This is a genomic window from Maribacter sp. PR66, from assembly GCF_028464205.1.
Lineage (GTDB): Bacteria > Bacteroidota > Bacteroidia > Flavobacteriales > Flavobacteriaceae > Maribacter > Maribacter flavus.
The window spans coordinates 23,681-35,512 of record NZ_JAQPCH010000007.1 but is presented as its reverse complement, the minus strand read 5'-3'; the positions used below and the strand labels follow the sequence as shown (position 1 = coordinate 35,512).

Annotated in this window: 12 protein-coding genes; 5 read left to right on the top strand and 7 right to left on the bottom strand. The window is 41.7% G+C overall.

The window, feature by feature from the left end; all coding sequences use genetic code 11:
- Position 1: 1 nt before the first annotated feature.
- Complete coding sequence (locus PP181_RS12735; protein ID WP_272637403.1) at positions 2 to 1,045, bottom strand: aldo/keto reductase; 1,044 nt, start codon at positions 1,043 to 1,045, stop codon at positions 2 to 4.
- 3 nt (positions 1,046 to 1,048) lie between these two features.
- Positions 1,049 to 2,755: a DUF885 family protein gene (locus tag PP181_RS12730; protein WP_272637402.1), complete on the bottom strand. Its 1,707-nt coding sequence runs from the start codon at positions 2,753 to 2,755 to the stop codon at positions 1,049 to 1,051.
- Positions 2,756 to 2,828: 73 nt separating this feature from the next.
- On the opposite strand from PP181_RS12730, the gene PP181_RS12725 reads away from it, so the two are divergent.
- On the top strand, positions 2,829 to 3,431 hold the full coding sequence (locus PP181_RS12725; protein WP_272637401.1) for an NUDIX domain-containing protein: 603 nt from the start codon (positions 2,829 to 2,831) through the stop codon (positions 3,429 to 3,431).
- Positions 3,432 to 3,565: 134 nt separating this feature from the next.
- Positions 3,566 to 4,582: a hypothetical protein gene (locus tag PP181_RS12720; RefSeq protein WP_272637400.1), complete on the top strand. Its 1,017-nt coding sequence runs from the start codon at positions 3,566 to 3,568 to the stop codon at positions 4,580 to 4,582.
- A 188-nt stretch (positions 4,583 to 4,770) separates the two neighbouring features.
- On the opposite strand, the gene PP181_RS12715 is transcribed toward PP181_RS12720, so the two are convergent.
- Positions 4,771 to 6,039: a D-alanyl-D-alanine carboxypeptidase/D-alanyl-D-alanine-endopeptidase gene (locus PP181_RS12715; RefSeq protein WP_272637399.1), complete on the bottom strand. Its 1,269-nt coding sequence runs from the start codon at positions 6,037 to 6,039 to the stop codon at positions 4,771 to 4,773.
- A 185-nt stretch (positions 6,040 to 6,224) separates the two neighbouring features.
- Here PP181_RS12715 and PP181_RS12710 point away from each other — a divergent pair, with 185 nt between their 5' ends.
- Positions 6,225 to 6,422, top strand: coding sequence for a hypothetical protein (locus tag PP181_RS12710; RefSeq protein ID WP_138258500.1), 198 nt, complete (start codon positions 6,225 to 6,227; stop codon positions 6,420 to 6,422).
- 79 nt (positions 6,423 to 6,501) lie between these two features.
- On the opposite strand, the gene PP181_RS12705 is transcribed toward PP181_RS12710, so the two are convergent.
- Positions 6,502 to 7,440, bottom strand: coding sequence for a LysR substrate-binding domain-containing protein (locus tag PP181_RS12705; protein ID WP_154918832.1), 939 nt, complete (start codon positions 7,438 to 7,440; stop codon positions 6,502 to 6,504).
- A gap of 122 nt (positions 7,441 to 7,562) precedes the next feature.
- On the opposite strand from PP181_RS12705, the gene PP181_RS12700 reads away from it, so the two are divergent.
- Positions 7,563 to 8,042, top strand: a complete 480-nt coding sequence (locus tag PP181_RS12700) for a Dps family protein (protein WP_154918833.1) — start codon at positions 7,563 to 7,565, stop codon at positions 8,040 to 8,042.
- A gap of 23 nt (positions 8,043 to 8,065) precedes the next feature.
- On the opposite strand, the gene PP181_RS12695 is transcribed toward PP181_RS12700, so the two are convergent.
- Both PP181_RS12695 and PP181_RS12690 read right to left on the bottom strand, forming a co-directional pair.
- The gene (locus tag PP181_RS12695; protein ID WP_272637398.1) at positions 8,066 to 8,470 is read right to left on the bottom strand and encodes an iron chaperone; all 405 of its coding nucleotides are present in this window, start codon (positions 8,468 to 8,470) and stop codon (positions 8,066 to 8,068) included.
- Between the two features lie 55 nt (positions 8,471 to 8,525).
- On the bottom strand, positions 8,526 to 8,945 hold the full coding sequence (locus tag PP181_RS12690) for a DUF2141 domain-containing protein (RefSeq protein WP_272637397.1): 420 nt from the start codon (positions 8,943 to 8,945) through the stop codon (positions 8,526 to 8,528).
- Between the two features lie 217 nt (positions 8,946 to 9,162).
- Here PP181_RS12690 and PP181_RS12685 point away from each other — a divergent pair, with 217 nt between their 5' ends.
- Positions 9,163 to 11,322 (top strand): TonB-dependent receptor, encoded by a 2,160-nt coding sequence (locus tag PP181_RS12685; RefSeq protein WP_272637396.1) that lies wholly within the window; start codon positions 9,163 to 9,165, stop codon positions 11,320 to 11,322.
- Here the strand turns inward: PP181_RS12685 and PP181_RS12680 are convergent.
- Positions 11,319 to 11,804 (bottom strand): DoxX family protein, encoded by a 486-nt coding sequence (locus PP181_RS12680; RefSeq protein ID WP_272637395.1) that lies wholly within the window; start codon positions 11,802 to 11,804, stop codon positions 11,319 to 11,321. The genes PP181_RS12685 and PP181_RS12680 overlap by 4 nt on opposite strands.
- Between the last annotated feature and the right edge of the window lie 28 nt (positions 11,805 to 11,832).

Below are 11,832 nucleotides of genomic sequence, written 5' to 3'. Positions count from 1 at the left end.
CTTAGTCTTCGTTAAGATTATATTTCATAATGGAACCATGTTTGCCGGTCTTATCGCGTTCCAATTCATAAAAGGGCCCGTTAGGGCCTTTGCTTCGGGAAACAATTGATTCTATTTTGGCAAGGTCATTCTGGTTTAAGGCAAAACTGTCCAATTTCTGTAGACTCTCTAGATGATTACGGTTTCTTGCACCTACAATGACGCCACCTACCATCGGCTTTTGTAGGATATATTTACAAGCAACTTCAGCGATACCTACCTGATATTGGTCGGCAATCGTTCTAAGGACCTGAAGTGCCTCTTGAAAAAGTTCATAACCTCCAAATTCATCAATGATCAATCTGTATTTGGTCAGGGAACGATTTTCATAAGGGGGAACAGGGTCTGGTGCGTTAAGATAACGGTCACTCAGGAACCCACCTGCCACAGTGCCGTAGCAGAGATAGGGAATGTTGTGTTCTTTGGCCAGGGCGGTCATATTCTTTTCAACACGCTGATCTAATACGGAATATTGCACTTGATTGGATGATATGGTTACACCGGCATCCAGCATTTCCTGAATGTGCTTCGTATCAAAGTTGGTAACCCCTAGAAATCGTATTTTTCCGCTTTTTTGCAATTCCGAAAGGTGGACAGCAGTTTCCAAATATTTCGGGAATTGATAATCCCACCAAGCGAATTGTACCAAATCCAATTGTTCTACACCAAGGCGTTTAAGCGAACGATCGATTATCCGGATCGTATCCTCTTTCTTGAGCGTTGCCAGGGCATTGTAGTCCGGAACATATTTGGTGTGCACTTGAATCGGTGACAATTCTCCCGAACGGAATTGATCCTTATATTTTTTTCTAAACTTGCCGATGAGTTCTTCTACCCCTGTATAAATATCGGCACAATCGAACGTGGTTATACCCGCTTTTACGAAATGACGCATATCGACCAAGGCTTGTTCTTCTGAGATATTTCCGTGACCTCCCGCCAAGTGCCATCCACCTTTGATCACCCTTGAAATGGTATATCCGGGTTGTAATTCTATTCGTTTCATGGATTAATTGGGGCTTGTATTTTTAAAAATGTCATAAAATTCATCAATGGGTATAGGTCCTGCCTTCATAATGGTATCCATAAAATATTTCAAATCGAAATTGTCGCCCAAACGTTCCTTTTCGGTTTTTAGTAATTGCGTGAATTGGGCTCCTCCCAAATAGTAGGAGGTAAGCTGTAAGGGACTGTTTATGATTCGTCCCCAAAGACTTTTGGCGAACTGTGGTGCCAATAAGGAAGTTTCGGTCGAGAATTCTAAAACTTGATCTTGGTTCCACCCGTTACAATGCACTTGCACGGATGTGTATGCCCTATTTGCATTTTCCAAGCGTTTTCGCAGATGCGCCAAAAGAGTGAGTTTATTTTCAGCCTCCCAGCCTGCGTCCAAGAGGACTTTTTCCGTAAATGTGGCCCAACCCTCGATATAAATCCCGTAAGGAAAGAGCAATCGAACGGGGTGTGGGGTTTCCCGACTGATTTTTAATTGCATGTAATGCCCTGGAAAAAGCTCATGGATGACGATCATACGGTTAAAGGGCTTGTTGAAGGAAGCCCAAAAATCGACTTGTTCCTGTTGGGGCAGGGTATCCGGAATGGAAGGCAAATTGAGCGTGGTCATGGGATTGGGGTCGAACGGGGGCGCGCTCGCCACCCAACCAATGCGGGCCGCGGGACCTGCACTTTCAGGCGCTGTTTGAATGCGTAGGGTCTGATTTTTAGGTAAGGTGGCAATATCATTTGCAGCGATGAAATCAACGGCCCTATCGGCCAGCTCTTGCCAAAATTCCAGATAATCCGCACTGTTCAAGGGAGCATCCTTTTCCATATCGGCAAAGGCCAAACCAATAATCTCCAAATCGGTTTTAGGAAGGTTTTTTGTGGGATAGGTCTCAATAAGGTACTGTGTGGACACTTGGGCGATGAGTTTACGTACCGATTCAATTTCGTCAAGGGCCATTTGGGCCAATTCGGTCGAAGTCAGTTCGCTGTCCGTATATAATTTTAACCTTCGGTCGTATTCCTGTTTTCCCAATATGGAAGTATCGGGCAGCGAAGTATCCTTCAAGCTTTCTAAGGCAAAAGTTTTTAAGGCTTCGATACTCTTTATCGCGTTCGCCATTTCCGGACAAAGTTGGGAGATTTGATCCCAACCCAAATTTTCATACTTGTCTTGCGATAGATAGGTGAGCGCATCGGATAAATTTTCCAGACCGCTCTCCAAATCGATTTTTGAAACGTTTTTCAGGTTTATTTGTGCAGCCGACGCCAATTTTTCAATGGCTATAAGCCGATGGCAAATAATATCTACTTTTTCGTTGTCCAGAAGATAATCGGCCTTTGCCACCGATGGGATAGCATCCAAAATGAGCTTCGCATACAAGTTTAGGGAATGGGTGTGTCTGGCGAGGTTTTTCCAGGTATCGATTTCCGATTGGGCCTGAACACGTAACAACCTGCCGTCTTTAGGGTCAATATTGGCAGTGGGTTGGGCAATTAGGACCAAAAAGTTTTCGTTGAAGCCAATCCATTGTTTTATATTTTCTTGGGATAGGTCCTCATATTGAAATACAGAAGGTCGCATACCCGCTTCCAATGCTTCGGAAGGATAAAATGCCTTCCAAGCAGCTAGGTAGCTTTCCCCTAAATCTTGCGCTGAGACGGAGAAATTAAATAGGAAACATAATAGCCAATGGCCGAATTGGGTCCTCATAGCATAAAAAACAGGTTTGGTCTAGTTGAGAAAGATAGCAATTTATGCGGATTATGTTCGTTAAATTTAGCACATGGAAAACAGCAGAATAAAAAATATTGAACACGAAATACTTTCCGATAATTGGTACACCCTTAACAAATACACTTTTGAATATCAGAAGTTCGATGGCAGCTGGGAGGTTCAAAAACGGGAATCCTATGACTGTGGCGATGGTGCCGCCGTCCTGCTCTACAATACCAATAAAGGGACCGTGGTGCTTACCCGCCAATTTAGGATGCCCACCTATGTCAATGGGAATACGAACGGAATGATGGTGGAGGTCTGTGCGGGTTTGCTGGACGGACTCACGCCGGAAGAGTGCATCTTAAAGGAAATCCTTGAGGAAACGGGCTATCAGCTGACCGAAGTGACGCAGGTATTGGTCACCTATATGTGCCCGGGTTCCGTGACCCAGAAACTCTATCTGTTTGTTGGTGCCTACGAAGACGCCATGAAAATTGAAGAGGGTGGCGGTGCCGAACATGAGACCGAAAATATTGAAGTTCTTGAAATCCCTTTCGAAAAGGCCTTGCACATGATGGCTACAGGTGAAATCCGTGATGCCAAGACCGTGATGCTGTTGCAGTATGCGCAGCTAAATAAGTTGTTAGGGGTATACGAAGTTAGGGATTAGGAGTTTAAGTTAAAAGTTCATAGTCCTAAGTTTCAGGTTTCAAGTTTTAAGTTGGGAGTGAATTGGAAATAATTCAATTTCTAAATTCAAATTCGTTGTAATATTGAAATCAGCGATTAGCATTAATTGTTTAAATGAAGAAAGTATTACTCTTATTTATTTTAGTCCTTTGCCAATACTCATGTAGTCCATATGAAGAAATGGAAGGGGATTGGATATTGGCCTATTACATTACAGTTAATGGTCAGGATCAGTCTATAAATAATGACTGTGCTTTCTTATCAATTGAAGGTTCTAAATGGAAAACCCTTGAGTGCAAGAGGCCAGATACAGGAGTTGAATCAAAAGAACAGGTTTTTTCGTTTAAACGGAAAGGTAATAAGCTTTATTTCAGAGGTTTAAACGATAATACTTTTGAAATAGTTACACTGTCCAAGGATAGTATGGTAGTTCAGGTATATGATACCACAAGTAATTTGAAATTTGTTTATAAGAGACTTCCTTTAAAGTCTTCTAGAAACTGGGATGTAAGGAATAAAAGTTTTCGATTTATTGGAAATAACGGTGAAGCATACTGGGACTTTTTTAGTGATACTTTGATGATTGAACATAGTATTGGTCAGAAAGATTATCATTCAAAGGAATGGTGGACCGAAAATTTTGAAGATTATACATTTCTAGTTTTAAATCAAATTGATGCGCCACAACCTATTTTAATTGATTCTGTTAGAACCGAATCTGTTTACGTCAGCGTTATCGATACAAAATTTAGTAACTATGAATTAGAAATGATAAAGCCCGAAGAGGGCATAAGGGAAAAATTAATTGGAACGTGGAAACTTTCAAATGACCTTCCAGTTCCTAGACCTCCCGAGAGTTTCGCTTTTAAATTTGAAAAATTCGAGATAATGAAAGAAAATATCCATGCCGGGGATGGGATAAGCGTCGTCAAAACAGATTGGATTTTATCGGCAGATTCCGAAACAATATTGTTTCCTATTGAAAAGTCTAGAAAGTTTAAATATTGGAAAATAATGGAGCTGACTAACGACAGAATCCATCTGGACATGCCAGATGTCTTTCTAAATGATATAAATCAAGGGGTAAAGCAAAACCGAGTAATTAGATCTTATAGAAAAGTCAAGGACTAGGAGTTCATAGTTATAAGTTTCAAGTTTCAGGTGGGAATTGAAAAATGAAAAGTCGAAAATGAAAAATGAAAAGTTTTTCTTTGCTAACTGCTAACTGCTAACTGCTAACTGCTAACTGCTAACTGCTAACTGCTAACTGCTAACTGCTAACTGCTAACTGCTAACTGCTAATTGCCAAAAGCCAGCACCTAATACCCCTCCCGTAGTGCCTCAAAAATAGTTTGCATTTGCTCTTTTACTTCGGATGGGGAGTGCCTAAAGTGATTGTTCATAAAACTAAAAATCAATAAACGGCCTTTTTTGGTTCTGAGATACCCGCTCAGACAATAATTATTGCCCAAGCTTCCCGACTTTGCAAAGATGTACGGCGCTTCCTCTCCACCATACCAAGAGTTCAACGTACCCGAAACACCGCCCGCTGGAAAAATACTGAAAAGACGTTCTTCGGGAACTTCTTGATACAACTCGTTTAACACATACACCATGGATTTGGGCGTAAACAGGTTGTATCTTGATAATCCCGAGCCGTCCACCCAACGGGGTTGCTGGGGAAGGTCCTTCAATTGGTTTTTTAAGATATGGTTGCGGGCATTTTCCGAGTTCAGGGTATCCGTCAATACGCCAGAGGCCATGATGAGCAACTGTTCGGCAATAAAATTATCACTTTCATGCATGAGTCGGACATACAAGGAATCCATCTCGATGCCGTAAAGGGTTTTCTTTTCCCCCTTGGGCATTTCATTGATCAAGGTTATCGGCCTAGCAAACAAACCTTCCAAAACACTTTTAACCGTATTGGCATCGGTTATAAAAGGAATTTCAAGGGAATCCCTTTCGGCCGAATCAAAATAAAAGAGGTTCCTTTTCTCTTCTCGGTTCCATGAATGTTGGATTTGCAACACACTATCCTTAAAATAGGCAGGAGTTACTTTATAATCCGGAGTATCATAGATCATCACCGTATTTCCAAAAATAGGTAGAGCACTTCGCTCCGGGGAATAATACCAAGCAAAATCGTCCCAAGACCATCCCGGACCCATCCTCGTATCCTGAAAGTTGGAGTAGTGGTATGCCAGATTTATGGTGTTTTTTAAGAACGAATAGGCTGTACTGTCCTTTAGGTAATGGTGCAGCAAGGAGGGATCGCCCGTTCCTTCAAAAAATAGAGTGTCGTTTTTTTGAAGATACCTAAGTGCAGGTGCCTGTTTTGGCAATGTTTTTAGGGCCGTGTACAAGGTGAAGATTTTGGTGTTACTGGCCGGCGTAAAATATTTGTCGCTGTTATAACTATATAGGGTATCCTTTGCAATTGGGTCAAGGACTAATAACCCGGTAAATTGGTTATCAAAAAAAGGGGAATTCAAGGTTGTACCAATCGATTTTTCCGTTCTTTTTTTAACGCTGGCGCAACCAAATACAAGGGCTGAGAGCAACAATAGCAGGGATATTTTTCGCATGTAACTATTATGTATTTTATTGTTATCCAATATTTTAGGATATAGTTTTTACTTTTTGTATTTTCCTAAAATAAATTTCCAAAGACGGTTTAACATTTTTTAATCGATTTTAACTTTTTGAATGCAATTTTATATTCGCTTTGGGGTTTAAATTTACACAACAACTAATTTAAAAACGTGTTTAGATGAAAAGAACAATGTTGGAGTACAGTAAGACGGTACTCCAAAAGGTTAGTTTTGATGCCAAATTGTTTTACAAGGAGCTTAAAAAGGCCCTTGAGAGATTGCTGCCCGAGGAGGTAGCCGAATTAAAGGTCTGGTTGGAGTCTTTCGTAGATGACAAACCGGAACTTAGACCAAGTTTAATGTATCTTAATAAATAATCGAAAAGCCACTGAAAAGTGGCTTTTTTTTTGAACCAAGAGGATAAACTAGGTTTACTAACCACCACTTTGAATTTGATTACTTGTTTAGGGGGCTTATGATTTTTACGTCCTGAAAAGCAATGGCCCCGCGAACCACTCCAGAAATAACATCTCGCAGGGCTTCCGTAATTTGTATTTTCAGTTCGCTTTTATGATAAATTAGGCTTACTTCCCGTGCCGGGGATGGTTCCTTAAAGTACTTTAGGTTCTCTTTTTTATCTGCTTCCAATTCCAAGGTATTTAGAAATGGAAGTAAGGTCATACCAAGGCCTTCATTGGACAGGTTGATCAAGGTCTCAAAGCTTCCACTCTGTAATTGAAAGTGGTCACCGCCCAATTTTTTTGGAGCTTTGCAGAGGTTTAATACGCCTTCCCGGAAGCAATGGCCGTCCTGTAATAATAATATATCGGATACATCCAGATCTTCTACTTCCAAGGTCGAATAACTGCCCAACCTGTGATTTTTAGGGACGTAGCCCACAAAGGGTTCATAGTATAGCGGTCTCTCTATGATAGTGTCCACCTCCAAGGGCGTGGCGGCAATTGCAGCGTCCAAATGGCCGTCCTGGAGATTTTCGATCAGGGTTTCGGTATTCTGCTCCTTGATGATGAGGTTCACCTTTGGGTATTTGTTGATGAAGGTTTTTAGGAACATGGGCAACAAGGTGGGCATAATGGTAGGGATGATGCCCACGGTGTAATCACCACCAATATATCCTTTTTCCTGGTCAACAATATCCTTGATCCTGTTAGCCTCGTTGACGATATTCTTTGCCTGGGCCACAATTTTTTGGCCGACTTCTGTCACCGAAATCGGTTTTTTTCCACGGTCAAAAATTTGTACATCCAACTCATCCTCAAGTTTTTGAACCTGCATACTTAAAGTAGGCTGTGTCACGAAGCTTTTCTCTGCCGCCAAGGTGAAGTTTTGATATTCCGCGACTGCCAATACGTATCTTAATTGGGTAATTGTCATGCTAACGATTTTAACGATAAAGGTATTAAAACTATCAATATTATTTATGACTATCGTCATTTTTATTCAATATCTTTATACTTAGTATTGTAATTGATAACTTAATATATAAATAAACAGATATGAAATTAAATAGTATAGGCTTAGAAACCGACAAATCCGAAGAGATTAGTAAGGATTTAAATTTGCTTTTGGCCAATTTTCAAAGGTATTATCAAAACTTACGTGGAATACATTGGAATATTAAGGGCAAAAGATTCTTTGACTTGCACTTAAAGTTTGAAGAGTTATACACCGACGCAAACGCTAAAGTAGATATGTTGGCAGAGCGTATATTAACCTTGGGCGGTGTCCCTATGCATACTTTCGAGGACTACATTGATATGGCCTCGGTACCTGTAGGCAAGAATATTACCAAGGATGATGAAGCAATTCGTTTGATTGTCAATTCGTTAAAGGAATTGCTAAGTATCGAAAGAGGTATTTTAAAAGTCTCGGGCGAGGCTGATGATGAAGGAACTAATTCCATGATGAGCGACTTCATTACGGAACAGGAAAAAACGGTTTGGATGATGAAGGCTTGGCTGGCAGAAGACATTTAATGGGTATAAAGCATGCGAATTGGTCAGTTATTAAGTTCTCGAATTTTATAACTGACCATTTTTTTTATGAGCCCCAAAGGAAGTTTTTCGTCAAAGGGAAACTGAACGGAACCTTTCCCTTTCTTGTAGCCTGCCAATTCCGTCTCAAATGCCGCATGTGCGGAAGGGGTGGCATAAAACCCAAAATGCTTCTTATGGGCCGCGAAGTATACCAAAGGCTTCCCGTTCAGTTTGTACGCCGGTATTCCATAACTTATTCCTTCCACGGCCTGAGGAGCGGTTTCTTTGACCAGTTTCTGCAGTACCCGTAATTGCTCCTGTATTTCTATAGGAAAATGGGCAACATAGCTCTCAAAATCGGAAGCCTTGATCATGGTTGAAATAGGAAGGTGCCATCTAGGATATAGATTTAAGATTAGGAAATTCATTCCATAAAGAAGACCTCCAAATGGAAGTCTTTTTGTTTATGATCGCTGTTTTATTTTAGAACCGTATCCTGAATTCCAAATCGGTATCGGCTACCTCAAACTTGGAACTTTCAAAACTAGGGGGACCATAGGTCAATTCCCCTGTTGTGGCGTAACTCTCCTTGGGCATACCTGTTGGCTCAAAATCCATACGTTGGTTGCCGTTGGCATCGTGCATCAACATAAGTGCAAAGGTGCCGGGTTCAACATCGGTAAAGGTAAGTGTCACTTCACCTGTGCTTGCATCCACACTTTGATTTTGGATGCCGGCCCCTTTCATAAAGGTATGGGCGGTGTGCAGGGAACCAATGACCTGTCCTTCGCTTGAGAGTACGTTTTCAATGGTTACGGTAATGTTTACGCCCCTTTTTTCTTGGGCATATCCGGTCATTACGCTTGTCAGTACCAATCCTAAAATAAATCCTAATTTTTTCATGTTTTCGGTTTTTAAAGTTATTCGATGCCTCAAAATTGCGTTATATCCAAACCACAAAAAAAACGCACCTACCCAATTGTTGAATTTTTGGAGTGAGTTGTTGACCTGTTTTTTTGGAACAGTTCAGGTGGGAAATTCCACACTTCGGTCAAGCCAAGTTTGACAACTTTTTCCATTTGGGGAGTTTTGTGCCGTAATCAATCGGAATAAAAACATCATGAGAATTTTATATCAGTTTATATGCATACTAATTACCTCAGGGACCTTTGCACAAACCGTAGTATCTGGAGTGGTGCTGGATGCAAAGAACAGTCCAATAGAAGGCGCAAATGTTTATTTGGAAGGAACCTATGACGGTGCCTCTACGGATGCCCAAGGTAGTTTCAGTTTTGAAACCACCGAAACGGGCACACAGCACTTACTGGTTTCCATGCTTTCCTATGAAACGTATTCCCAAGCGGGGGACGTTTCCTATTTGAAGGACCTTAAGATAACCTTGTACGAAGCTTTGAACGAACTTACAGGGGTTACCCTAACTGCCGGGAGTTTCAAGGCGGGCGACAATTCAAAGGCTTCGGTATTAAAACCTTTGGATATCGTTACCACGGCAGGGGCTGCAGGCGATTTTGTGGCCGCCCTACAAACGCTTCCAGGAACCAGTACCGTAAACGAGGACGGTAGGTTGTTCGTACGGGGAGGTGCCGCCGGGGAAACCCAAGTCTTCATTGATGGCCTACGGGTTTTTCAGCCTTTCAATGCCACTGCGAACAATATTCCTACACGGGGTAGATTTTCCCCCTTTTTGTTCAAGGGGATTACCTTTAGTACCGGTGGATATTCCGCGGAATACGGTCAGGCACTTTCCAGTGTACTTTTGTTGAACACTACGGATATCACGGATCAAGAAAAGACGGATATTTCCCTTATGTCCGTTGGTGGTGGACTGGGCCATACTGAAATTTGGGGCCAGGAATCCCTGAGCATCAATGCCAATTACATCAATTTGGCCCCGTACCAGGTCTTGGTACCTTCCGATCAGGATATGCGATGGAACAAACCTTTTGAATCCATTTCTGGGGAAGCGGTGTTTCGTAGTCTGGGGGACAAAAGTATGTTCAAGCTGTATACGGGTTTCAATCATTCCAATTTGGACATTGCGCAGGCCGATATCAATTTTGAGGAATTTGTGCCTTTTAGTCTGAAAAACAACAATTTGTACTTGAACGCTTCCTACAAACATTTTTTCGATAAGGAATGGACGCTTACCACGGGCGCAAGTATCTCCAATGATACTAACGATATCAATGTGCTGAACAATGCGATTGACTCCAAGGAAACCGCCGTACACCTCAAGGCCAAAATGGGAAAGAGCTTTACGAACCGACTCCAATTGAATTTTGGTACGGAATATTTTGTGCAAGACTTTGATGAAAGTTTCGGCAGTGCTGGAGTAGACCCCTTTCAATATGGTTTTGACGACGGATTATGGGCCGGTTTTGCGGAAACGGATGTCTACTTCAGCAATCGGTTTGCCATGAAATTGGGCGGACGCATGGAGCACAGTGCGCTATTGGACCAGACCACGCTCTCACCCCGATTTTCATTGGCCTATAAAAGTGGCGAAAAGGGACAATTTTCGTTGGCTTATGGGGACTTCTATCAAAACCCATGGTCTGAGAACCTGAAGTTTGACCAGAACCTAGAGGCCGAAAAAACGTCGCACTACATCCTAAATTATCAATACTTGGATAACGGGAAAACCTTCAGGGCGGAGGGGTATTATAAGAATTATGACGGATTGGTGAAGTTCAATACGGATATGCCCGGGTTCAATTCCGTATTCAATAACAACGGAGGCGGCTATGCAACGGGGCTGGACCTTTTCTGGCGGGACAATAAGAGTATCAAAAACTTGGACTACTGGATTTCCTATTCCTTTTTGGACACCGAAAGGGATTACCGAAATTTCAGGGAAAGGGCCACTCCCAATTTTGCACCTAAACATAGTTTCTCGCTGGTTACCAAATATTGGGTGGAGGATTTGCGTTCCCAGGTAGGGTTTTCGTACAATTATGGTTCCGGAAGACCGTACAACGACCCCAACAAAACCGAATACCTAAGTGAAAAAACCAAACCCTTTAACAATTTGAGCATCAATTGGGCCTATTTACTGTCCCAACAGAAAATCCTATACTTTTCAATCAGCAATGTGGCAGGATTCAACAATGTTAATGGATATCAATATGCGGATTCACCCAATGATCTGGGGTTTTTTGAAAGACGTACCATCCGTCCAAATGCGGATACCTTCTTTTTTGTCGGTTTCTTTTGGACCATCAGCCAGGATAACAATAGCAATCAGTTGAACAACCTCTAAAGAACATATCTGGAAAAATAGTAATCAAAACTATATTTTCCGGCGCCAAAGCCCAAAAAGAAAAGTCCGAAACAAAAGAAGCTGAATACGGGGAGAATATCCCAACTGCCGTCCCATGATCTAAAAAGGATGGTTATCAGCATCATACAAATGATAAAAAAGGCGGTGATTCTGGTATTTGCACCCATAATCAACAAAATACCTCCCATGGCTGTTGTAAAACCTGCAGACCAAGCAAAGGTTTTTGGCATAAGACTAAAGGGAATACCAAAATTCGATACTTTTTCCACAAACCAGGGCGCCACCTGTAAAAGCTCTAAACCTTCATCTGCCCATGGGGTGCCAAGTAGTTCCTTGGAGAAAATAAAGGTTAATAAACAGCCCATTATGACCCTAGGAAGTAATAACAATATATTGGGAAGTATTCCCTGCACTTCGTAAGGTTTTAAAATTTTCTTGAAAAATTGTCGTACACGGACCATCTGTCAGTGTTTGATTAATAAAAGTTAG

Coding starts and splice junctions, on each gene's coding strand:
- PP181_RS12710 (WP_138258500.1), top strand. CDS start 6,225: ATGAAAAGAACAATGTTGGAGTACAGTAAGACGGTACTCCAAAAGGTT.
- PP181_RS12685 (WP_272637396.1), top strand. CDS start 9,163: ATGAGAATTTTATATCAGTTTATATGCATACTAATTACCTCAGGGACC.
- PP181_RS12690 (WP_272637397.1), bottom strand. CDS start 8,945: ATGAAAAAATTAGGATTTATTTTAGGATTGGTACTGACAAGCGTAATG.
- PP181_RS12695 (WP_272637398.1), bottom strand. CDS start 8,470: ATGAATTTCCTAATCTTAAATCTATATCCTAGATGGCACCTTCCTATT.
- PP181_RS12735 (WP_272637403.1), bottom strand. CDS start 1,045: ATGAAACGAATAGAATTACAACCCGGATATACCATTTCAAGGGTGATC.
- PP181_RS12730 (WP_272637402.1), bottom strand. CDS start 2,755: ATGAGGACCCAATTCGGCCATTGGCTATTATGTTTCCTATTTAATTTC.
- PP181_RS12720 (WP_272637400.1), top strand. CDS start 3,566: ATGAAGAAAGTATTACTCTTATTTATTTTAGTCCTTTGCCAATACTCA.
- PP181_RS12725 (WP_272637401.1), top strand. CDS start 2,829: ATGGAAAACAGCAGAATAAAAAATATTGAACACGAAATACTTTCCGAT.
- PP181_RS12680 (WP_272637395.1), bottom strand. CDS start 11,804: ATGGTCCGTGTACGACAATTTTTCAAGAAAATTTTAAAACCTTACGAA.
- PP181_RS12715 (WP_272637399.1), bottom strand. CDS start 6,039: ATGCGAAAAATATCCCTGCTATTGTTGCTCTCAGCCCTTGTATTTGGT.
- PP181_RS12705 (WP_154918832.1), bottom strand. CDS start 7,440: ATGACAATTACCCAATTAAGATACGTATTGGCAGTCGCGGAATATCAA.
- PP181_RS12700 (WP_154918833.1), top strand. CDS start 7,563: ATGAAATTAAATAGTATAGGCTTAGAAACCGACAAATCCGAAGAGATT.